This is a genomic window from Micromonospora trifolii (assembly GCF_022229005.1).
GTDB classification, from domain to species: domain Bacteria; phylum Actinomycetota; class Actinomycetes; order Mycobacteriales; family Micromonosporaceae; genus Micromonospora; species Micromonospora trifolii.
On sequence record NZ_JAKKFD010000077.1, the window covers coordinates 58,922 to 81,228 of the forward strand.

At 68.8% G+C, this 22,307-nt stretch carries 17 protein-coding genes; 2 read left to right on the forward strand and 15 right to left on the reverse strand.

Annotation, left to right across the window (positions count from 1 at the left end):
* Window positions 1-52: 52 nt before the first annotated feature.
* The 6 genes from NIE79_RS32860 to NIE79_RS32885 all read right to left on the reverse strand — a co-directional run bounded on the left by NIE79_RS32860 (window position 53) and on the right by NIE79_RS32885 (window position 8,048).
* Window positions 53-2,446, reverse strand: coding sequence for an RICIN domain-containing protein (locus tag NIE79_RS32860; RefSeq protein WP_238682264.1), 2,394 nt, complete (start codon window positions 2,444-2,446; stop codon window positions 53-55).
* A gap of 80 nt (window positions 2,447-2,526) precedes the next feature.
* Window positions 2,527-3,378, reverse strand: a complete 852-nt coding sequence (locus NIE79_RS32865) for a sugar phosphate isomerase/epimerase family protein (RefSeq protein ID WP_238682265.1) — start codon at window positions 3,376-3,378, stop codon at window positions 2,527-2,529.
* 6 nt (window positions 3,379-3,384) lie between these two features.
* The gene (locus NIE79_RS32870) at window positions 3,385-4,557 is read right to left on the reverse strand and encodes a substrate-binding domain-containing protein (RefSeq protein WP_112638289.1); all 1,173 of its coding nucleotides are present in this window, start codon (window positions 4,555-4,557) and stop codon (window positions 3,385-3,387) included.
* A gap of 25 nt (window positions 4,558-4,582) precedes the next feature.
* Window positions 4,583-5,566 carry an ABC transporter permease gene (locus NIE79_RS32875; RefSeq protein ID WP_238682266.1) on the reverse strand — a complete coding sequence of 328 codons (984 nt, stop codon included), beginning with the start codon at window positions 5,564-5,566 and terminating at the stop codon, window positions 4,583-4,585.
* A gap of 2 nt (window positions 5,567-5,568) precedes the next feature.
* The gene (locus tag NIE79_RS32880; protein ID WP_238682267.1) at window positions 5,569-6,540 is read right to left on the reverse strand and encodes an ABC transporter permease; all 972 of its coding nucleotides are present in this window, start codon (window positions 6,538-6,540) and stop codon (window positions 5,569-5,571) included.
* Window positions 6,537-8,048: a sugar ABC transporter ATP-binding protein gene (locus tag NIE79_RS32885; RefSeq protein ID WP_238682268.1), complete on the reverse strand. Its 1,512-nt coding sequence runs from the start codon at window positions 8,046-8,048 to the stop codon at window positions 6,537-6,539. The genes NIE79_RS32880 and NIE79_RS32885 overlap by 4 nt, the downstream gene beginning before the upstream one ends.
* Before the next feature lie 519 nt (window positions 8,049-8,567).
* Here NIE79_RS32885 and NIE79_RS32890 point away from each other — a divergent pair.
* Complete coding sequence (locus tag NIE79_RS32890) at window positions 8,568-12,116, forward strand: ThuA domain-containing protein (protein WP_238682269.1); 3,549 nt, start codon at window positions 8,568-8,570, stop codon at window positions 12,114-12,116.
* Between the two features lie 91 nt (window positions 12,117-12,207).
* Here NIE79_RS32890 and NIE79_RS32895 read toward each other — a convergent pair whose 3' ends face one another.
* The 8 genes from NIE79_RS32895 to NIE79_RS32930 form a co-directional block, all read right to left on the reverse strand.
* The gene (locus NIE79_RS32895) at window positions 12,208-13,200 is read right to left on the reverse strand and encodes an aldo/keto reductase (protein ID WP_238682270.1); all 993 of its coding nucleotides are present in this window, start codon (window positions 13,198-13,200) and stop codon (window positions 12,208-12,210) included.
* Window positions 13,197-14,075, reverse strand: a complete 879-nt coding sequence (locus NIE79_RS32900; protein WP_238682271.1) for an amidohydrolase family protein — start codon at window positions 14,073-14,075, stop codon at window positions 13,197-13,199. The genes NIE79_RS32895 and NIE79_RS32900 overlap by 4 nt, the downstream gene beginning before the upstream one ends.
* Complete coding sequence (kduD, locus tag NIE79_RS32905) at window positions 14,072-14,830, reverse strand: 2-dehydro-3-deoxy-D-gluconate 5-dehydrogenase KduD (RefSeq protein WP_238682272.1); 759 nt, start codon at window positions 14,828-14,830, stop codon at window positions 14,072-14,074. Before kduD ends, NIE79_RS32900 begins: the two co-directional genes overlap by 4 nt.
* The gene (locus tag NIE79_RS32910; RefSeq protein ID WP_238682273.1) at window positions 14,830-15,855 is read right to left on the reverse strand and encodes a zinc-dependent alcohol dehydrogenase; all 1,026 of its coding nucleotides are present in this window, start codon (window positions 15,853-15,855) and stop codon (window positions 14,830-14,832) included. The genes kduD and NIE79_RS32910 overlap by 1 nt, the downstream gene beginning before the upstream one ends.
* Window positions 15,856-15,961: 106 nt before the next feature.
* Window positions 15,962-17,185, reverse strand: coding sequence for a mandelate racemase/muconate lactonizing enzyme family protein (locus tag NIE79_RS32915; protein WP_238682274.1), 1,224 nt, complete (start codon window positions 17,183-17,185; stop codon window positions 15,962-15,964).
* 1 nt (window position 17,186) lies between these two features.
* Window positions 17,187-18,014: a carbohydrate ABC transporter permease gene (locus NIE79_RS32920; protein ID WP_238682275.1), complete on the reverse strand. Its 828-nt coding sequence runs from the start codon at window positions 18,012-18,014 to the stop codon at window positions 17,187-17,189.
* Window positions 18,014-18,988 carry a carbohydrate ABC transporter permease gene (locus NIE79_RS32925; RefSeq protein WP_238682276.1) on the reverse strand — a complete coding sequence of 325 codons (975 nt, stop codon included), beginning with the start codon at window positions 18,986-18,988 and terminating at the stop codon, window positions 18,014-18,016. The genes NIE79_RS32920 and NIE79_RS32925 overlap by 1 nt, the downstream gene beginning before the upstream one ends.
* A gap of 10 nt (window positions 18,989-18,998) precedes the next feature.
* The gene (locus NIE79_RS32930; RefSeq protein WP_238682277.1) at window positions 18,999-20,261 is read right to left on the reverse strand and encodes an ABC transporter substrate-binding protein; all 1,263 of its coding nucleotides are present in this window, start codon (window positions 20,259-20,261) and stop codon (window positions 18,999-19,001) included.
* A 147-nt stretch (window positions 20,262-20,408) separates the two neighbouring features.
* Here NIE79_RS32930 and NIE79_RS32935 point away from each other — a divergent pair, with 147 nt between their 5' ends.
* Window positions 20,409-21,179: a FadR/GntR family transcriptional regulator gene (locus NIE79_RS32935; protein WP_238682278.1), complete on the forward strand. Its 771-nt coding sequence runs from the start codon at window positions 20,409-20,411 to the stop codon at window positions 21,177-21,179.
* Window positions 21,180-21,252: 73 nt separating this feature from the next.
* Here the strand turns inward: NIE79_RS32935 and NIE79_RS32940 are convergent.
* The coding region (locus NIE79_RS32940) for an RICIN domain-containing protein (RefSeq protein ID WP_238682279.1) at window positions 21,253-22,307 on the reverse strand (1,055 nt) is incomplete at its 5' end.

Below are 22,307 nucleotides of genomic sequence, written 5' to 3' on the forward strand. Positions count from 1 at the left end.
CGGGCCGAGGCGTCTCGCCCCGACCCGGACCCGCCGGTGTCCGGCTGCTAGCTCAGCTGCGCAACTGCCACTGCTGGTTGGTGCCGCCGCTGCAGGACCAGAGGATCAACTTCGTGCCGTTCGCCGTCGCGGCACCGTTGGCGTCGAGGCAGAGACCCGACTGCACGCCCGTGATCGTGCCGTTGGAGTTGACGTTCCACTGCTGGTTGACACCACCGTTGCAGTCCCAGATCACCACCTTCGTGCCGTTGACGGTGCCCTGGCCGGAGGCGTCCAGGCACTTGGTGCCGTAGACCATGAGTTGCCGGCTGGCGGTGTGGGTCCACCGCTGGTTGGCGACGTTACTGATGCAGTCCCAGATCTGGGCCTGCGTGCCGTTGGTAGTGCTGGAGTTACCGATCTCGGCACAGCGGCCCGACTGGACACCCACGATCTGCACGTTCGTCGGGTTGGTGCTGCCACCGCTCTGCACGCCGGCCGTGTTGATCACCGTTTGCGCACCCGACGGCCAGTTGCCGTTGCTGACCGTGACGTTGCCGTTGACGACGTTGCCGCGGTCACCGTTCGTCACGTTCGTGCCGCTGCTGGTCGACCAGTTGTTGGTGACCGTGAAGTTGCCCATGTTCTCGGCGTAGTAGTAGTTGGCGGTGGCCCAGGTGCCGGTGGAGGAGAACACGTTGTTGCGGGCGGTGTAGTAGCGCGAGCCCTCGTCGAAGTACAGCCCGAACCAGCCGTTGGTACGCAGGCAGTAGTTCTCGGCGATCAACCCGCCCGGGTTCGCCGACAACGAGTAGATGCACCCGCCGTCGGTCATCTGCTGCATGACGTCGTGCACGTAGTTGCCGATGACCTGGTTGTTGGCCGCGGTGGTCGCCGTGGAATACCGCGGCTGGTAGTTGTACAGGCCACGGTTGGCGTAGTGCTGGCTGCCGCCGGCGTCGTTGGCGCCCCAGCCGTAGCCGACCGACAGGCCGGTGTACGGCATGTTGTAGACCTCGTTGTGCGAGACCAGCGACGTGTTCACGTAGGTCGTCAGGATCGAGACGACGCCCCGGTACTCCAGACCGAGATCGTGCACCTTGTTGTTGCTGATGGTGACGTTGCGGTTGACCATCCGCTGGTCGCTGGGGTGGTGGGCGTCGGCGCGCACGCCGCCCACCACGATGCCACCGGCGGAGTTACGGGCGATCTCGGAGCGGGTGACGGTGATGTTGTTGGCCCCCAGGCCGACGCCGCTGGCGTGGGCGTTGGCGTCGTTGCCGATGCCGATGGCCGTCTGCCCGAGGTTGACGAACTGGGAGTCGCTGAAGCTGATGGTGTTGGCGGCGGAGACCTGCACCGCGGCCGGCATCTGGGCCCAGCTCGGGCGAGTGGCCTCGAACAGCTGGCAACCCTCCTGGCAGGAGGTCAGCGCGTCCGACGGGCGGGCCCAGGAACCGACGATGTGCGCGCCGGTCTGCTGGTCGGCGAAGCCGTTGCTGCTGCTCGGGCCGAGCCAGCTGGTGCCGGTGAAGGTGATGCCGCTGAACGAGATGTGGTGCGCGGGCGCGTCGTAGGTGCCGCCGACGTTGACCAGGGACTGCATCTGCGGCAGCTCCACGCTGACCGAGCTCATGTTCTGTCCGCTGAGCGGAATGTAGTTGAGCTGGCCGTTACTCGGGTTGAGATACCACTCCCCCGCCGAGTCCAGGAACTCGTACGCGTTGGCCAGGTAGAACGGGCCCGCGCGGTGCGGACGGGACAGCGTGTCGAAGCCGAAGGTGTTGTTGTTCCACGCCGGCTGCTGCATCGTCAGGAAGTTTCCGCTGATGCTCTGCACCGGCGAGTACCGGTCGGTGAACGAGCCGACGCTCTCCACCTCGACCCGGTTCTGGTTGCCGAGGTTGTTGAGGTAGCTGAGCGCGCCGTTGGTGAACCGCATGCCGGACGTGGTGAAGGTGAAGTCGGAGCGGTTCACGGCGGTGCGTGCCCGGGTGGCGACGGCCCCGTTGACGTAGAGCTGACGGGAGTCGAGCCCGGCGCCGACGTTGGCCCGCCAGATGTTCTTGCCGGAGTCGACGAGCGACCAACCGGTGACCGCCCGGGCGCCGGTGATCGTCGGACGTGCGCCGGAGGCCGCCCGCCAGATCACCTGATAGCCGTTGTTGCCCGAGTCGGCCGCGGTGAACCGCAGCGGCGACGAGAGACGGTACGCGCCGTTGGCCAACTCGACGACGATGTCACCGGACATCGCGCTGTTGATCGCCCGCACCGCGGTCTGCGCGGCGGTCAGCGAACACGGTTGGCTGGCGGAACACGCGGTACCGGTGCCGGAGGGCGACGCGTAGAGGGTGGTGGTGGCCGCGAGGGCCGGTGACGCCGAGGCGGTTACCGCGACCAGGGCGGTCACCGCTGTCGCGGCGGCGCCGGCCAGCAGTCGGCGCAGCGGCGAAAGGGACGAGGACACGGGACGGTGCTCCTGACGTGAGTTCGGGGTGGGGGTGGTGGGACGGCCTCGACCAGCGCGGGGGTGGCGGGTCGGGGCGGTCATCCGAGGATCTCCCGGAGATAGCGCAGGCCGTCCGTGGCGAGACGGTCCTGCGAGGGGGCCAATGGACGCCAGATCGCCGCGGCGGTGGCGATGGCGTCGTTCTCCGCCGTGAACGACTCGATGCAGATCGCGCCCTGGTAGCCGGTGTCCCGCAGGACGGCGAAGAAGCGGGGCCAGTCGAAGTGGTCAGCACCGGGAGCGCCCCGGTTGGTGCCGCTGACCTGCACGTGCTTGATGTGCCGGCCCGCGACGGCGAGAGCCGCGTAGGGGTCGGCCTCCTCGATGTTCATGTGGTAGGTATCGATCATGATGCCGACGTTCGGCGGGAGCCCGTCGATCAACTCGACCGTCTGCTCGATCGTGTTGACGACGCTCGTCTCGTAGCGGTTCAACGCCTCGACACCGATGCTCACGCCCACCTCGCCGGCCTGCTCGGCGACCGGCGCCAGGGCCCGCCGGAAATCCGCGTAGCAGGCCGCGCGAGCCGCCGGCGACATCCGCCAGGTACGGCCGACCGAGGCGTACGCGGGACCGCCGACGCATCCAGCGCCGACGGCCGCCGCGCTCGCCACGCAGCCCATGAGGTACGCCACCGTCGACTCGACGACCGCTGGTGGTGCGTCGACCAGTTCCCGCCCCGGCGGGGTGACCGCGCAGACTCCGGCGGCGACGAGGCCGTGCGCCGCCAACAGGTCCCGGGTCCGGATCGGGTCCCAGTCGCCGGGCTGCTCGATCGGCAACTCGACAGCGTCGAAGCCGAACGCGGCGATCCGCGGGATCAGCTCGGCCAGGGCCTTGTCGTCGACCGGCGAGGCCCAGACCCAGGGGTTGACGCCGATGGCGTACATCGGACCCTACTTCCAGCGCTGCGGGTAACCGGGCAGGTCGGTGCAGCCGCACATCGCGTAGTGCAGCGGCGGCATACCCGCGTCGAGGTACTGGTCCAGGTTGTCCTGGGTGACGGTCGGCTGCGGCAGCTTCCACGGGCTGGACACCTGCTGGCCGTCGAGGATCTGCAGCGCCGCGATGATCGGCGTACGCCACTGGTAGGTGGGGTAGGTCGGCGCGATCGCGGTGAGCTTCTTGTCCTTCCAGATCTTCAGGAAGTCGAGTTGGTCCTCACCGTTCATCGGCGGAACGGGCTTGCCCGCGTCCTGGAACGCCTCGACCGCCGCGACGGCCACCGCTCCGGCGTCCATCCAGACCCCGTCGATGGTGCCGTACCGCTGGATGTAGTCGTCGACGATCTTCTTGGTCTTGGCCGGGTCACCATCGGTGAACTCGACACCGACGACGTCGACCTTCGCCTTGTCGAACGCCACCTTCGCCGCCGACCAGCGGGTCTCCAGGACGTCGACGCCGGGCAGGATCCGCAGAGCGAGGACCTTGCCGCCGGGCTTCATCTTCTGGCTGACGAACTCGGCCCCGACGTGGCCGAACCCGTAACCACCGATGGGGTTGATGAACGTCACCGGGCACTTCGTGTTGACACCACGGTCGAAGACGACGACCGGCAGCCCGGCCTTGCACGCCGCCTCGACCGCCGGGGTGAGCGTGGCGGTGGTGTTCGGCGAGACGATGAGCGCGTCGCAGCCCTTGCCGAGCAGATCGTTGATGTCCGCGATCTGCTTCTGGTCCTTGCCCTCGGCGTCGACGTGCACGAACTCCTTGATGCGGCTCTTCTGCGCCTCGACCTCGGCCTGCATGGTCTTGAACCCGACCTGCCGCCAGGGGTTGTTCAGGGCCGCGTTCGAGAAGCAGATCTTGTGGGGGCCGTTCTTCTTGAACTTGGCGGTGTCAACCATCGTCGGGTTGAGCACCTGCTCCCACGGCTTGTCGGCCGGGCCTGTCGGTGCCGCGTCGAGCAGCGCCAACTCGGCGTCGTAGTCGGCCTGCACGAAGAACTTCGACTGGTCCCCGGTGCCGGACCCAGTGGCGGCGGAGGCACTTCCCGACGGGCTCGCGGCCGGCTCGTCGGTGGCACAGGCGGCGAGGGACAGCAGGGTGACGGCGGCAATGGCCGCCATGGAACGTCGCACTATGGTTTCCCCTTTATCTCGACGAAGAACGCGTTGCCGAGACCGCCACGGCGAGCAGGATGATGCCGCCCTGGACGGTCGACCTGAGGGCGCCGGAGACGCCGTAGAAATTCATGAGGGCGAACAGCAGTTCGAGGGTCAGCGCGCCGAGCATCGCCCCGACGACCGCGCCGCGACCCCCGCCGAGCGCCACCCCACCGAGGACGACAGCGGTGATCGCGCCGAACTCCAGGCCGGCACCGGCCTGGAACGACACGCCGCTGTAGCCGCCCAGGAGGATCGCCGCCACCGCCGCCGCGAGCCCGCTGAGGATGAAGGCGAAGGTCCGGGTACGCCAGACGCGGACGCCGCTCAGCTCCGCGGTGCGTGGGTTGTCGCCGACGGCGACCAGCGTCCGGCCGAAGTCGGAGCGCATCAGCAGCACGGCCGCGACCGCCAGGACCACAAGGACCAGCAGCGCGTACGGCACGCGGCCCAGCAGCGGCACGTCCTCGAAGGCCCGCCGGCCGAACCGCCGGAACTCCTCGGAGAGCCCACCCTTCGGGGCACCGTCGGACCACAGGTAGACCGCGCCGACGAGGATCAGGAACATGCCGAGGGTGGTGATGAACGACGGCACCCGCAGCCGTGTCGTGATCAGGCCGTTGACCAGCCCGACCAGCGCGCCGAAGGCGAGCAGGAGCAGCACCACCGGCCAGGTACGCGCCGGGTCGCTGTCGATCAGCCGGGCGGCGACCACCACCTGGGCGGTGACCAGGGAACCGACCGAGAGGTCGAACTCACCGGACACGATCACGAAGTACTGGCCGGCGGCGAGCAGGATGATCGGCGCCGAACGACCGAGGAAGGACATCAGCGACTGCGGGGCCAGGAAGTCGGGCTGCCGAATGCCGACGAGCACCAACAGCACCGCGAGGATCGCGAGGATCGGCAGGACGCCACCGGGACGCACCCGCGGCAGACGCAGCGGCAGGGAACGGGGCTGGACGGTCTGCATGGCTAGGCCGCCTTTCGCATGGCCCGGCGGGCGTAGACGGCGACCGCGGCGATGATGATGACGCCCCGGATCACCTGCTTGAAGAAGGCGTCGACCTCGAGCTGGTTGAAGATGGCGTCGATGCTGGCCAGCAGCAGCACCCCGCCGACAGTGCCGATGACGCCGCCGCGCCCACCGGCGAGGGCGGTACCCCCGATCACCACCGCGGCGATCGACTCCAGGTCGTAGAGGCCCTCGGTGCCGACGCGCGGGGCGCCCGAGCCGAGCCGACTGGCGAGGTAGATGCCGGCGAGCCCCGCGCACATCGAACACAGGACGTGGGCGGTGACGAGGACCCGGTCGTTGCGGACGCCGGAGAGCCGGGCCACCTCCGGATCCCCGCCGACGGCGACCAGATGGTGGCCGAAGCGGGTCCGCGAGAGCGCGAACCAGGCCGCCGCGGTGACCGCTATCAGCAGCAGGAACGACACCGGCACCGGACCGATGCGCTGGTAGCCGAGCGCCTGCACCAGCGAGGGTGCTGTGGTGCCGGCCGGGCCGTCGTACCCGTTGTCGAGGTAACCCTTGAGCAGCAGCCCGACGCCGAGGGTCGCGATGAACGCGTTGACCCGGAACCTGGTGACGAGGAGCCCGTTGAGCAACCCGACGCCGGCGCTGACGACCAGCACCAGGCCGATCGCCGGCAGCACCGCGCCGTCGCTGCCGTTCATCGTCTCGGCCGCGACGAGGGTGCTGAGGCTGATCACGTACGCCACCGAGAGGTCGAGCGAGCCCCCCAGGATGACAAGGGTCTGGCCCACAGCGACCAGGCCGAGGCCAGCGGCGACATGCAGCAGACTCACTGTCGTGGACTGGTTGAAGAGCTGACCGCCGTCGAGCAGGACGACCAGCCAGCCGATCGTCAGGGTCAGGGTCAGGGCCACGAAGACGCCCGGTACGGAACGCCGGGCCGGCAACAGCGACAGAGCGCTCATGCGGTGGTCTCCAGTGCGGTGCCGACCGCCAGCGCGACGACCTCCTCCTCGGTCGCCCCGGCGGGCAGTTCGCCCGCGACGTGGCCGTCCCGCATGACGACGATCCGGTCACTCATCCCCAGCAGCTCCGGTAGGTCGGACGAGATCATCAGCACGGCCGCGCCATCACGGGCGAGGCGGCGGACAAGGTCGTGGATGGCTGACTTCGCGCCCACGTCGATGCCCCGGGTCGGCTCGTCGAAGAGCAGGATCCGCGGGTTGAGCGCAAGCCATCGGGCCAGCACGACCTTCTGCTGGTTGCCCCCGGACAGAAAGCGGATCTCCTGGTCGTCGCCGGCGCCGCGGATCTCCACGGCGGCCAGCAACTCGCGCACCCGGGCGGTTCTCGCCGGGCGGCCGGACCGGGCGGCGAAGACGGCCCGGCTGGCGAGCAGCGCGTTGTCCAGCACCGACTGCCGGGGGACGATCCCCTCGCCCTTACGGTCCTCGGTGACGTAGGCGATGCCGGCGCGCATCGCGGTGCGGGGCGAGCGCAGTCGGACCGGCCGGTCGTCGAGCGTGACGTCGCCGGTCGTGAACGGCGACACCCCGAAGATCGCACGGGCCAGCGCCGAGCGCCCGGAGCCCTGGAGGCCGCCGATGCCGAGCACCTCGCCGGCGCGCAACTGGAGGTTGACGTCCCGCAGCTTCCGGTTTCCGGCGTCGCGAAGGTTGAGCCGCACCGGGCCCCGGTCCTCGGGGGCGGCCCGATCGGGGTAGTAGCTGGACAGCTCCCGGCCGACCATGTGGCGCACCAACTCGTCGGCGGTCGTGCTCTCGGTGTCCACTGTGGTGACCCGCCGGCCGTCCTTGAGCACTGTGATCCGACTCGACAGGTCGAAGACCTCGGCGAGCCGGTGTGAGACGTACAGCAGCCCGATGCCCCGCTCCTGGAGCCGGCGCACCAGCCCGTAGAGCAACTCGACCTCGTGGTCGGCCAGGGCAGCGGTCGGCTCGTCCATGATGAGCAGCCGCGCGTCCAGGGCGAGCGCCTTGGCGATCTCGACGACCTGCTGCTGCGCGACGCCCAACTGCCCCACCCGGGCGTCGGCCGGCAACGTCGTCTCACCGATCGAGGCGAGCAGCCGCGTGGTGCGCTCGACCATCCCCCGACGATCGACGAGCCCGCGCCGGACCGGCTCGTGCCCCAGGTAGACGTTCTCGGCGACGGTGCGCTCCGGGAGGAGGTTGAACTCCTGGTGGATGATGCCGATGCCGGCCCGCTGCGCGTCGCGCGGGCCACGGAACGTACGCGTCGCACCGGCGAACTCGACAGTGCCCCCGTCCGGGGCGTACCCGCCCGAGACGATCTTCATGAGGGTCGACTTCCCGGCGCCGTTCTCACCGACCACGGCGTGCACCTCGCCCGGTGCGACATCGAGGTCGACGTCGTCGAGGACGCGGACTCCAAGGAACGACTTGCCGATGCCCCGAAGGGTGAGAAGCGGCGTCGGCGGCGGATCTGACATCCCGAAAGCCCTCACAGACAGTAGTCATCGACATGATTAAATGCCACACTACGGCGGCTTCGAGGCGCCGAACAACAAGCTTTCGTGCCAACAACGTGGACTTACGTTCTTGCGGCGCAAACATTTCCTTGACACCGACGAAACATCACACGTATGAAGATAGATGTTTGGATGCGGGTCCGCAATCCTCGATCAAGCCCGACTGCCAGGCTGGGCGGCGATCGGCAGGCGGTGCCGCATCAAGGGGGCCGAGCGCGACCGCCGTCCACCGGGCAGGACGTCGGACGTTACTTCGTGCATTGACAGTCTTCGATCTCTAGCTCATCCTGACCTCGTGGACCACGGGACGAGAACCACAGCCACCATCACGCTGTGTGACGTTCCGCAGGTCTGACTGCCGTTGCGGCGAACGGCATGAGGACAGACCAGCGCGCCCGTGTCCCTCGCGTGTCCAGGTCAACCTGACGCGTCGTGGGACCCATGGTCGCAATCCCTACGCCCGCCCAACTAGGAGACGGCATGCGTCGTAACACATTGCTCATCTCAGTGATCGCCGGCCTGTTGCTGGCGCTCGGACTCGCTCCACCCGCGTCGGCCGCCCCGGCCTTCCGCGCCCTGGTGTTCAGCAAGACCACCGGCTACCGGCACGACTCGATCCCCGCCGGGATCTCCATGCTCCAGCAGCAGGCCGCGGCGAACAACTTCGAGATGGTGGCGACCGAGGACTCGAGCGTCTTCACCGCCGCCAACCTGGCGACCTTCGACGTGATCGTCATGCTCCAGACCTCCGGCATGGTCTGGACCTCGGCGGCGCAGCGCCAAGCGGTGGAGGGCTACCTCGCCAGCGGCAAGGGCATCGTCGCCATCCACAACGCCACCGACATGGGCATCGAGTCCGAGTACCCGTGGTGGGACCAGACCATCAACGGCGGCGCCCACATGCCCGAGCACTCCCCCGGCGTGCTGCCCGGCACCGCGATCGTCGCCGACAAGAAACACCCGTCGACGGTCTCTCTGCCGGATCGGTGGAACCGCAGCGAGGAGTGGTACAACTTCGACACCAACCCGCGCGGCAAGGTGCACGTCCTGGTGACCGCCGACGAGCGCACCTACAACCCGGGCTCCCGGGCGATGGGCCCGGACCACCCGATCTCCTGGTGTCGCGACACCAGCGGCGGGCGGGTGTGGGCCACCGCGATGGGCCACGCGATCGCCTCCTACAGCGAGACGAACTTCCAGAACCACGTCCTCGGCGGCATCAAGTGGGCCGCCGGAAACGCTGCCGGCGACTGCGGCGGCACCGTCTGGGGCAACTTCGAGAAGCGCACCCTGGACGACAACACCGTCGACCCGATGGCGATGGCCGTGGCCCCGGACGGGCGCGTGTTCTACGCCCAGCGCGGCGGGCAGCTGAAGGTCTTCAAGCCCTCCACGAACAGCACTGTGACCGCCGGCACGCTGAGCGTCTACACCGGCGGTGAGGACGGCCTCACCGGCATGGCGTTGGACCCCAACTTCGCCACCAACGGGTACGTGTACCTGTACCACTCGCCGGCGAGCAGCTCGACCGACGTCAACCGGGTCTCCCGCTTCACAATGAGCGGCGACACGCTGAACACGTCCAGCGGCGTGACGATCATCGACATCCCGGCGTACCGGGACCGGACCTTCCCGGAGCCCGGCCACACCGGCGGCTACATCGAGTTCGGTCCGGACGGCAACCTCTACATCGGCACCGGCGACGACACGCCCCCGAACCTCGACCCCAACTGGCAGGGCTACGCCCCGCTGGACTGGCGCTCGGGCAAGTCCAACCTGGACGCCGCCCGGACCGCGGGCAACACGAACGACCTGCGCGGCAAGCTGCTGCGTATCCGCCCCGGAGCCAGCGGCAGCTACACCATCCCGTCCGGCAACCTCTACCCCCAGGGCACGGCGCAGACCAAGCCGGAAATCTACGCGATGGGCTTCCGCAACCCGTTCCGCTTCTCGATCGACGCGGCCACCGGCTGGGTCTACCTGGCCGACTACGGCCCGGACCGCAACCCGCCCACCACCAACCGTGGCCCGGAGGGCCTGGTCGAGCTGAACGTGATCAAGACGCCCGGCAACTACGGCTGGCCGTTCTGCCACGGCAACAACCAGCCCTACGCGCCGTTCAACCCCGACACCGGCGTCGTCGGCTCGAAGTTCAACTGCTCCGCGCCGGTCAACAACTCGCCCAACAACACCGGGTTGACCAGCCTGAAGCCGGTCGTCATGCCGAACATCTGGTATGGCTACCCCGCCTCGACGACCTTCCCGGAGCTGGGCTCCGGCGGCTCCGCGCCGATGGGCGGCCCGGTCTACCGGTACGACGCATCGAACCCGTCCGCCACGAAGTTCCCGCCGTACTACGACGGGGTGCACTTCTTCTACGAGTGGTCGCGCAGCTACATCAAGGAGGTGCACTTCGACTCCTCCACCGCGGTGACCCGCACCAACCCGTTCCTGCCCGGTGGCGGGTTCAACAAGCCGATGGACATGGAGTTCGGCAAGGACGGCTCGCTCTACCTGCTGGAGTGGGGCACCAACTTCGGTGGCGGCAACAGCGACTCCGGGCTCTACCGGATCGACTACATCCAGGGCGGCCGGTCCCCGATCGTCAAGGCCACCGGCACACCCACCAGCGGCACCTCGCCGCTCACCGTCCAGTTCAGCAGCGCGGGCACGTCCGACCCGGACGGCAACACGCTGAGCTACCTGTGGACGTTCGGCGACGGCACCACCTCGACGGCGGCCAACCCGTCGAAGACGTACACCTCCAACGGCAACTACACGGCCCAGTTGAAGGTCACCGACAGCACCGGTAAGACCGGCTTCGCCAACGTCCCGATCACCGTCGGCAACAGCGCCCCGGTGGTCACCATCACCACACCGGGCAACGGAGGCATGCTGACCTTCGGCGACAAGGTGTCGTACCAGATCACCGTGACCGATCCGGACGGCGGCACTGTCGACTGTTCGAAGGTCATCCTCAACCCGGCACTGGGTCACGACGACCACGCTCACGAGACCACTGAGTACCCGGGCTGCTCGGGCACCATCTCCACCGACCTGCTCGGTGGGCACCCGGATGGCGCCAACCTGTTCTACGTGCTGAACGCGCGGTACACCGACAACGGCGGCTCGGGAGGCGGGTCCCCGCTCACCGGCACCGCGCAGGCGATCCTGCAACCGAAGCACAAGCAGTCCGAGTACTTCAGCAGCCAGTCCGGCATCCGGGTCGTCGACCAGGCCGCCGCGGAGAGCACCAAGCGCATCGGTGACATCTCCACCAACGACTGGATCGCGTTCAGCCCGATGAACCTGTCGGGCATTTCGACAGTCAGCTACCGGGTGTCGTCGCCTTCCGGTGGCGGTTCGATCGAGCTGCGCGCCGGCTCGCCGACCGGCACCCTGCTGGCCACCACCACGGTGCCCAGTACGGGCGGCTGGGACAACTACCAGTCCACGACTCCGGTGAGCGTCGCCGCGCTCAGCGGGACACAGACGCTCTACATGGTGTTCAAGAACAGCAGCAACTCGTTCGATCTGGACTCGCACACCTTCGGCGGCAACGGCGTCGGAACACCCGGCACCGGCACCGGCGGTGGCCTGGCGGGCAAGACCTACACCGTCACGGCGCAGCACAGCAACAAGCTGATGGACGTCAGCGGTGTCTCCACCGCCGACGGCGCCCAGATCACCCAGTGGGCGAACACCGGTGCCAACAACCAGAGGTGGCAGGCGGTCGACGCCGGCAGCGGCGCGGTCTACCTGAAGGCGGTGCACAGCGGCAAGTGCGTCGAGGTGGTCGGCAGTTCCACGGCTGCGGGTGCCTTCCTCCAGCAGGCCACCTGCAACAACGGCAACCAGCAGAAGTTCACCGCCACCGCGACGGGAACCTCCGGCGTGTACACGGTGCGCAACGTGCTGAGCGGGCTCTGCGTGGACGTCAACGGTGCCGCCACCACCGACGGCGCCCGACTGTTGCAGTGGACCTGCCACAGCGCCGCCAACCAGCAGTGGCGGTTCACCGCAGTGTGACCCGGCGGCTGTAGCGGTAAACAACTGACGTCCCGGTCGGGACCGGTATCCGAGCAAACGGAGCCGGTCCCGACCGGGACGTCGTCGTCGATCAGGCAGGCCGACCGGGCGGCACGGCGAGCAGCCCGGCCGCCGCCAGGTCGTCCCACAACTCCTCCGGCACGACGATCCCGGACCGTCGCACCGTCTCGACCGCCTGCGCCTCGTTGCGCACGCCGACCACCGTCGACACCACTGCCGGGTGCCGGCGGACGAAGGCGAGGGCGGCCTGCGGCAGTGTCACCCCGTACGTTTCGCAGACAGTGGCGATCCGCCGCGCCCGCTCGATCAGCGCCGCCGGGGCCTGCTGGTAGTTGTAGACGGCGTCGGCCGGCGGGCGGTCCCGCGAGAGCAACCCCGAGTTGTAGACGCCCGCGATGACAACTCCCACCCCTCGGTTCTCGGCGGCCGGCAGCAGGTCGGCGGCCGCGCCCTGTTCGAGCAGCGTGTACCGCCCGGCGCACATCATCACGTCCACGTCGGTTTCCCGGACGAACCGCGCCAGCATCGCCGACTGGTTCATGCCAGCACCGATGGCGCCCACGACGCCCTGGTCCCGCAGGTCGATCAGGGCGGGCACGGCCTCGTGGGCGGCCTGCTCCCAGTGGTCGTCCGGGTCGTGCAGGTAGACGACGTCGATCCGGTCCAGCCCGGTCCGCTCCAGGCTGGCCTCGATGGAGCGGAGCACGCCGTCGCGGCTGAAGTCCCACACCCGCCGGTGGGTGGCGGGCACATCGAACCCGTCGGAGTCCCGCAGGTGCGCGTCCTGGGGCGACGGCACCAGGAGTCGACCGACCTTCGTCGACACCACGTACTCGTCGCGCGGCCGTTGGCGCAGCGCGGCGCCGAGGCGGCGCTCGGACAGCCCGAGACCGTAGTGCGGCGCGGTGTCGAAGTACCGGACGCCCGCCTCCCACGCGGCGTCGACCGCCGAGGGGAACTCCTCGTCCGTCGTCGTCCGGTACAGGTTGCCCCCCTGCGCCGCGCCGAAGCCCAGCTCGGTGAGCCGTAGCTGCGGGCGGCGCGGCAGTGCGCGCGCCATCATGACGGCTCCAGCCCGTAGACGCGGCGTGCCGTCCCGCCCCAGACCGACGCCCGGCCGGTCCCGTCCTGGCCCTCCAGCAGCTCCGCCAGGGTGTCGACCCACAGCTGGTACGAACTGGCGAGAAGACAGACCGGCCAGTCCGAGCCGAACATCAGTCGGTCCGGCCCGAACGCGTCGAGAGCGTCCTCGACGGCGGGTCGAAGGTCAGCCGCCGTCCAGTGCGGGAGCGGCACCTCCGTCACCAGCCCGGAGAGCTTCGCCGTGGTGTTGGGCGAGGCCGCCAACGACCGCAGATCCCGGCTCCACTCGGCCATCTCCGGACTGCCCAGCGCGGGCTTGCCCAGGTGGTCGAGGACGAAGTTCACCTCGGGCAGGTCGCGCGTGAGACGCGCGGCCATGGGGAGCTGGTGTTGGCGTACCAGCAGGTCGAAGACGAGGCCGGCGGCGCCCACCGCCGCGATCCCCCGACGCACGTCGGGACGGTCCAGGTACGCCGGATCGCTCTCGGACTGCACGAGGTGGCGGATGCCGACGAGGCGTTCCCCACCTCGGGCTGCCCGCAGACCGTCGAGGCGCTCCGCAACGTCGGCGGCGGTCAGGTCCACCCAGCCGACGACACCACGGACGAGTGTGTCGTCGGCCGCAACTTCCAGCAGGTCGACAGTCTCCGTGTCGGAGGCGACGGACTGCACCACCACTGTCGCGGTGACCCCGGCCGCCCGGGCCAGCGGCGCGAGATCGGCGGGTTCGAAGTCGGCGTCGATGGCCGCCATGGTCACCGGGTCGATCCACGGCTGCGGGTGCCGGGCGCGGACCCAGAGGTGGTGGTGCGCGTCGACGATCCCGGCGTGCCCGGGCTCCTGTGCGCCAGTCATCGGCCCAGCCAGCCGCCGTCGACGGGCAACACGACGCCGTTGACGTAGTCCGACGCGGTCGACGCCAAAAACACCGTGGCGCCGCCGAGGTCGTCGGCCCGGCCCCACCGCCCGGCCGGGATCCGGCCGAGGATCGCCTGGTTGCGGTCGGGGTCGTCGCGCAGCGCCTGGGTGTTGTCGGTGGCGATGTAGCCGGGCGCGATGGCGTTGACGTTCACTCCGTGGGCCGCCCACTCGTTCGCCAGCGCCTTGGTGAGGCCGGCAACGCCCGACTTCGACGCGGCGTAACCGGGGACGGTGATACCGCCCTGGAAACTCAGCAGCGACGCTGTGAAAATGATCTTCCCCCGACCGCGCTCGACCATCGTCCGGCCGATCTCCCGGCTGAGGATGAACTGGCTGCTGAGGTTCACCTCGATGACGTGGTCCCACATCTCGTCCGGGTGCTCCGCGGCCGGGGTCCGGGCGATGGTGCCGCCGTTGTTCACCAGGATGTCGACCGGCCCGAGAGCAACGATGTCCCGGGCCAACCGGTGCACTGCCGCCCGGTCGCCGAGGTCCGCCCGCAGCGCCGTGAAGCGGCGACCGGTGGCGCGTACCCGGCGTTCGACCTCGCTGCCCTCCGCTTCGAGCTGGGCGGAGACGCCCACGATGTCGGCACCGGCCAGGGCCAGGGCCTCGGCCATGGCGAGGCCGATACCGCGCCGCGCCCCGGTGACGACGGCGGTCTGGCCGGACAGGTCGAACAGCGCCATCACTGGTTACCCTCCCGCACATCGAGCAGCACCTTCATGACGCCGCCACCCTCCAGCGCCTCGAAGGCCGCGCTGGCCGCCTCGACCGGCTCGACCCGGGAGATCAGTTGCCGTGCCGGGATCGCGCCCGAGGCGACCAACCGGATCGCCTCCACCATGTCGTCGCGCTGATACAGCCGGGCACCGAGGAGTTCCAGCTCACGCCAGAAGAACCGGTGCAGGTTGACCTCGCGGGGCTGGGGATGGATCGCCACCATGACCAGCCGCCCGCGAGTGGTGAGGACGTCGACCGCCGTGGTGACGCCGGCCGGCGCGCCGGACACCTCGAAGGCGATGTCGGCGCCCGCGCCATCGGTACGGTCGTTGACAAGCGCCACGACATCGGTCGCCCGCGGGTCGACCGCCTCGATCCCGATCCCCTCGGCCACCTCGCGCCGGAACGGGTCCGGCTCGACGAGGAGCACCCGCGCGCCGCGGCTCCGCGCGACGGTGGCGATGAGGACGCCGACCGGCCCACCACCGACCACTACCACCTGGTCGTCGGCGGTCACGTTCCCCCGGCGTACGTCGTGCACAGCGACCGCCACCGGCTCGACGAGCGCCGCGTGGTCGAGGGGCAACTCCTCCGGAAGCGGCAGGACCAACTCCACCGGCACGGTCCAGGAGGACTGCATGGCACCCGGTGAGTCGATGCCCAGGAAGTTCATCGCGTGACAGACGTGGGAGTTGCCCCGCTGGCAGGCGGCGCAGCGCCCACAGGGTCGGGTCGGCATCACGGTCACGGGCTGACCGATGTTCCAACCGGTCACGCCCTCGCCGACGGCCGCGATCCGCCCGGACATCTCGTGCCCGATGATGGCGGAGTCACCGACCCGGGCATCCATGTCCCCGTGGTAGATGTGCAGATCCGTACCGCAGATCCCGGTGTACGCCACCTCGATCCGTACCTGGCCGGGGCCCGGTGGCTCCGGGTCGCGGTTCTCGATTCCGAGGTGTCGCGCTCCCCGGTAGACGACTGCCTTCATCGTTCCTCCGTCTCGACGGTCGGTACGTCAATCGTGCCGACCGGGCATGGTCGTGGGTGCACCGCCGTCGCGATGCACCCACGCCTTTCCTGTTCTGGTGGTCAGCTCAGTGCCGTACGGTCGGCGACACCTCGTTACGGGAGTTCAGCGGCACGACAGGCACCTGGCGGGTGGGGATCACCCCATCGACCCCGGCCAGCAGCCGTCGTCCGGCCCGCTCCGGCCGGACGTTGGGGCTGTCGGCCGTCTGCGCCTGCGGGCGGCGGTTGACCGCCCGGATCCGCTCCTCGTCCACCCGGACCCCCAGCCCGGGTGAGTCGCCGAGGATGAAGGCGCCATCCTCGACGTGCAGGTCGATGGAGACACCAACCGGCGCGTGCAGGTCCTGCAACTCGCTGGTCAGGTGGTTCGGCACCGAGGTAGCGGCGTGCAGCAGCCCGACCGGGCTGTTGCCGATCGGGCTGACCGGCAGGTCGTGGGCGTGGGCCAGGGCGGACGCCCGCAGGAAGTGGGTGACCCCCCAGACGGCCGCCATCTGGACGATGTCGACCGCGCCGGCGGCGATCAGCGGACGGTACTGTTCGAGCCCGGTGAGGTTCTCACCGGTGGCGACCGACGCGGACACGCCTCGGCTGACCGCGGCGAGACCCTCGGCGTCCCAGCGCCGCACCGGCTCCTCGATCCAGATGAGGTCCAGTGTGCGTTCCAGCTCGCAGACGTGCCGGACCGCCTGCTTGCGGGTCCACGCCTCGTTGACGTCGAGCATCAGGCCCGGTCGTCGACCGTGCCCCGCCTCGGTCAGGACGTCCTTGACCAGGCCCAGGCGGTGCCGATCGCGCTCGATGTCGAGGCCGCCCTTGAGCTTGGCCGCTCGCAGACCGTGGCTCGCGTAGACCTCGTACTCCGCGACGAGTTCGTCGTCGGTGAGCCCGATGTCCAGCCCGGACGCGTAGGCGGTGACCCGCCGGTCCCGTCCGCCCAGCAGGCGCCACAGCGGCTCGCCGGCGGCCTGCGCCTTGATGTCCCACAGTGCGGTGTCCAGGGCACCGATGGTGCCGAACACCGGCCCCGCGTGGCCCGCCTTGAAGGTGTGCCGCAACATGCGGTCGTACAGGGACGTCACGGCCCGGGGGTCTTCACCCTCGATGGCTGGGAAGATCCGCTCGATCTCGACGTGCGGCCCGAGACCGACTCCCGAGATGCCCTCGTCGGTGTCGACGATGACGATCGAGACCGGGACCACCCCGTCGGCGAACACGCCGTTGGCGTCGCCGACTGGTCGGCCCCATTCCTGGACCGTGGAGAGCGTCCGATATCCCGTGATCCGCATGTCAACCCTTCGTGGAACCGGCGGCCACGCCGTCGGCAATTTGGCGCTGGAGGAACAGGTAGACCAACAGGACGGGTATCGCGGCGATCAGCACCCCGGAGGCGAAGGTGGGGATGTTGTCGGAGTACTGCCCGCGCAGCGAGGTCACCCCGATCATGAGCGTCCGGTGATCGGCCGAGGGCATCATCACCAGCGCCATGAGAACGTCGTTCCAGCAGAACAGGGCGTTGAGGATGCCGACCGACAGCAGCGCCGGGGTGCCCAGCGGCAGCATGATCCGGCGGTACACGCCGTACACGGTGCTGCCGTCGATCCGCGCGGCGTCGACGATCTCCGGCGGAATGCCCTTGTAGTAACTCGTCATGAGAAAGACCGTGAAGGGCAGGAACTGGGCCACGTAGACCAGGATCAGGCCCGGGTACGTGTCGATGAGCGCGGTATCGGCCATGATCCGGGCGAGCGGCACCATGATCACCTGGAACGGGATGAAGAGCCCCGCGAGGCAACCCAGGAACAACGCCGACGAGCCGCGGAACCGCAGTTGGCTCAGGGCGAAGCCGGCCATCGACCCGAACAGCAGCAGCAGGAGCACCGACACCGTCACCACGAACAACGAGTTGACGAAGTAACGGCCCATGCCGACGCTGTTCCACGCCGTGCTGATGTTCTCGAAGCGCAGCGCGTCGGTCAGGCCGAACCGGTCGAGGATGTAGTCACGCCGGGTCTTCATCGCGACGTTGGCGGTGAACAGCAGGGGGTAGATCGTCGCCAGGGCGAGCAGCGACATGGGGATGGCGACCAGCCACCGTCCCAGGCGGAGGCGAGACATCAGTCCTCCTTTCCGGATCGTTCGAGCAGCTTGATCTGGAGAAGCCCCACGACAAGCATGATCATGAAGAGGATCGTCGAGGCTGCCGACGCGAGAGCCGGACGGTTCATCTGGCCCTGCTGCTTCCAGATGTAGAACTCCGGCAGGTACGTCGACCCTTCCGGCCCGCCGCTGGTCATGATGTAGAGGAGGCCGAACATCGAGGTCAGCATCCCGATCATCGTGGTCACGAAGACGAACTGGATGGTGCGCGAGAGGGCCGGGATGATCACGTGCCAGACGACCTGGCGGAGCGTCGCCCCGTCCACCCGTGCGGCGTCCAGGAGCGCGGCGTCCAGCGTGGCGAAGCCGGCGAGGAACACCACCAGGGCCATCCCGAAGGTGGCCCAGATATGCACGCCCACCACCATGAACATCGCGATGTCCGGGTCACCGAGCCAGTCAACCGGACCGATACCGAACGACCCGAGCACGGCGTTGAGCGGGCCGTCGAAGGCGAGCAGCAGGTTGAAGATCGCACCGACGATGACCGGCGACAGCACCGCCGGGAAGAAGTAGACGCTGCGGTAGAAGCGGTGGCCCGGCACCCGAAGGTAGATGAACGTCGCGAGCAGACCGGGGATCGCCACCGCCACCGGCAGCAGAAGCACCAGCAGTCCGACGTTCTTCAGCGCGGTCTGGAACAACGGGTCGGCGAAGAGCTCGCGGTAGTTGCCGAAGCCGACAGCCGTCCCGTTCTGCTCACCGTCGCCGGTGAAGGAGAAGTTGACGCCGAGGAGCAGCGGGTAGAGCCGCAGCAGCACGATGATCAGGACGGCCGGGAGGACCAGGATGTAGGGGGCGTAGCGCTCGGCCCTCAGGCCACCACGGGTGCGACGGGGTCGTGCGCCACTCCGATGCGCGGCGGAGGTGACCGCCGCCCCGCCGGCCCGTCCGGCCGAAGCCGGACGGACCGACGGTTGCGTGTTTCCCATCGGCACGAGGTCAGCCCGCCTGGTCGGAAGCGGCCAACTGCTTCACCACCTCGTCGACGGTGATCGAACCGCTGAGCAGCTGCTGGGAGAGGCGCCCCATTAGGTCCAGCGTCTTCGAGGAGAGCGCCACGTGCAGAGCGGGCTTGCCGCTCTTCAGCTCGCTGACGATCGTGGAGACCGCGGGCCCGCCCGCCGACACGTCGATGGTGGTGTCGGCGGCGATCGCGCCGGCGTCGGCGTAGAAGGCCTTCAACGCCTCGGCCGAGCTCAGGGAGCGCACCAGGTCGGCCGCCACCTTCGGGTCCTTCGTCCACTTGGCGACCGCGTAGCCGATGCCACCGTCGTACGGGAGGCTCGGGGTGGTGCCGGCGGTGACGACCGGGGCCTTCATGACGCCGAGCTTCTCCGCGGTCAGGAACTCGTTGAAGTCCTGCCAGTGCCCCACGTCCGACATCAGACCCATGACGTGCGCGGCCTTGCCGGACTGGAAGAGCGCGAAGGAGTCGTTGAACATGGCGGTCGAGTTGGCCCCGTCGCTGTTCATCTTCCTGTCGCCGGACTCCTTCCAGGTCTGGAAGATCCGCTTGACGTTTGCCGAGTTCCAGTCGCGCTTGCCGGCGATCCAGGCGTCGTACTCCGCGGCGGTGAGGGTGGTCGAGCCCAGGCTGGAGAGCCAGAACTGGATGCCGACGCCCTCCTTGTTGCCGAGGGCGAAGCACTTGGAGCCGGCCTTGGCGATGGCGGCGCAGTCGGCGACGAACTTGTCCCACGTGGTGGCCGGGCTCGCCGGGTCGAGGTTCGCCTTCCGGTAGATTTCCTTGTTGTAGTAGATGGGGTAGCCCTGCAGCGTCACCGGGGCGGCGTAGGTCTTGCCGTCCTTGGCGAATGCCTCCCAACCGGCCAACCGCTGCTTGTCCTCGGCCACGTAGTCGTCGAGGGGCACCAGCGCGTCCACCCGGTCGCGGATCTGGCCGCCACCGTTGAACAGCATCACGTCCGGGCCCTTGCCGGACTGGATCGCCGCACCGAGCAGGGTGTAGTACTGGTCGAAGGGCTGCGCGACGAACTCGACCTCGACGTCGGCGTGCTTCTTCTTGAAGTCGGCCTTGGCCTTCTCCAGATAGGATTTGGCGAACGGCTCGCCGGACTTCCAGTCCCACACGACCAACTTGCCGTCCGAGCTGGTTGACTTGCCCGAATCGCTAGCACTTCCACAACCGGCCAGGGCCAGGCCCACAACGAGGACGGCCGACCATATTGCGCGCTGTCTCATCGATTGTCACCTCTATATGGGGGGTGGCCGGCGGGTGTCCCGCGAGCCAAATGTTGACCGGAAGGTAACTCGTATGACGTGTGACGTCAACAGTCGGCCGTACACTGACCCAGACGTCGTGCCACGGCGAGCCATTCGGAGGGGGACATGACGCCACCGCAGGAGACAGCCCTGAACAGCCCGGCGACCCCGGCGTGGGTGCGTCGGCCGACCAACCTCGCCAGGGCGGTCACCGCCGAACTGGTGGAGCGCATCGTCCGCGGCGTACACCCGTCCGGGACGTCTCTGCCCCCCGAGCCGATCCTCTGCGAGACCTTCGGCGTGAGCCGGACCGTCGTCCGGGAAGCAGTGAAGATCCTGCAGGAGAAGGGGCTGGTGCAGGTCCGCCAGGGTGCCGGCACCATGGTCACCCCACCGTCACACTGGGACATGCTCGACGAGCTCGTCCTCGCGGCCACCATCGCTGTGGACGACAGTCTCGCCATCCTCGACGACCTGGTCGTCACCCGGCGGGTGCTGGAGTCCGACATGGCGAACGTCGCCGCCCGCCGAGCCGACAGCGAGACAGTCGATCGGCTGCGGGCCATGGTGGACCGGATGGACGAACTCGTCGACGACCACGTCACCTACCACGACCACGACCGGGCCTTCCACGACACGATCATGCAGGCATCCGGGAACCGCATCGCCCGTGGCGTCGTCCGCGCGCTGGAGAGCCAGGTCATCAACACCGCCCGGTACATGGGCCGGACCGAACGCGCGTTGTGCGTGGCGTCCAACCAGGGTCACCGACGCATCTACGAACGCATCGCGGCCCACGACCCCAACGGCGCCGCCGAGGCGATGTTCACTCACATCACCGAGGCCTGGTTGGTCCGTCGCAGTGGCTCGGGGAGCCCGGTCCGCCTCGAACGCTGACCGTCGCGGGCAACGGACGGCGCCCGCCCCCGGAGGTACGGGAGCAGGCGCCGCCAACTGTGCCCGGCAGGTGTCACGAGAACTGGGCGAAGAACCTCCAGATCTCACCCTTGGTCCAGGTGGTGATACCGCTCTCGGCGTAGGTGCCGTCCACCGGGCCCGGCATGTGGCCGTTGTCGTACGCGGCCCACTGCACCGGATAACCAGACCGGCAACCCGCGTACGTGGTCGTGACGTGCGTGCGGCTGCCGGCCGCCGGCTCGCGCGGGCTCTGTGCGGTGCAGCCGTTGTTCCGGACGAACGTGTCGCGCAACGCCCGGCCACCCGAGATGCCCAGGACATTGTCCGAGATGCCGTGCAGCCCGAAGTACGCGATCGGCTGCGTACCGCCACTGCAGCCGCTGATCTGCCCACCGGAGATGACAGCTACGGCCCGGAAGACGTTGGCCCGGGCGCAGGCGACGGCGTAGCTCATGCCGCCACCCCAGCTGAAGCCGAGCGCGAACCGCTGCCTCGGGTTGACACAGAGGCTGCTCTCGATCCGGCTGATCATGTCGTCGACGAAGACGATGTCCTCACCGCCGGAGTTGCCCCAGCCGTTGCCGAACCCCTGGGGTGCGACCAGGATCGCGCTGTTGTTCGACTGCTCCTGCTGCCCGTAGTAGGACCACGGGGTCCCGCTGGTGCCGCCGGAGGAGATCTCCTGCATGGTGCCGCCGCGCCAGTGGAAGGCGAAGATCAGCCGGTACGGGTTGCTGTTGTTGTAGTTCGCCGGCACCCGGAGGATGAAGGTCCGGCTCTTGCCGTTGCTCTGGATCGTGTGCGTGCCGCTGGCCAGCGTCGGCGCCTTGCCGCATCCGCTACCACCCGACGGCGGCGGGTTACTGCCGCCCACCTGGACGAGCTGCCACTGCTGGTTGGTGCCGTTCCAGTCGGCGTACTGCACGACGTTGCCGCCGTCGGCTGTGGACGACCCCTGCACCTCGACGGCCTTGTTGCTGTTGCGGTTGATCAGCCGGACATAGCCGCCGTCCGAGTCGGCCAAGCGGAACTGCTGGTTTGTCCCGTTGAGATCGGCCCACCACCACATCCCACACCCATCAGCCGACCGGACAACCCCCACCGTCG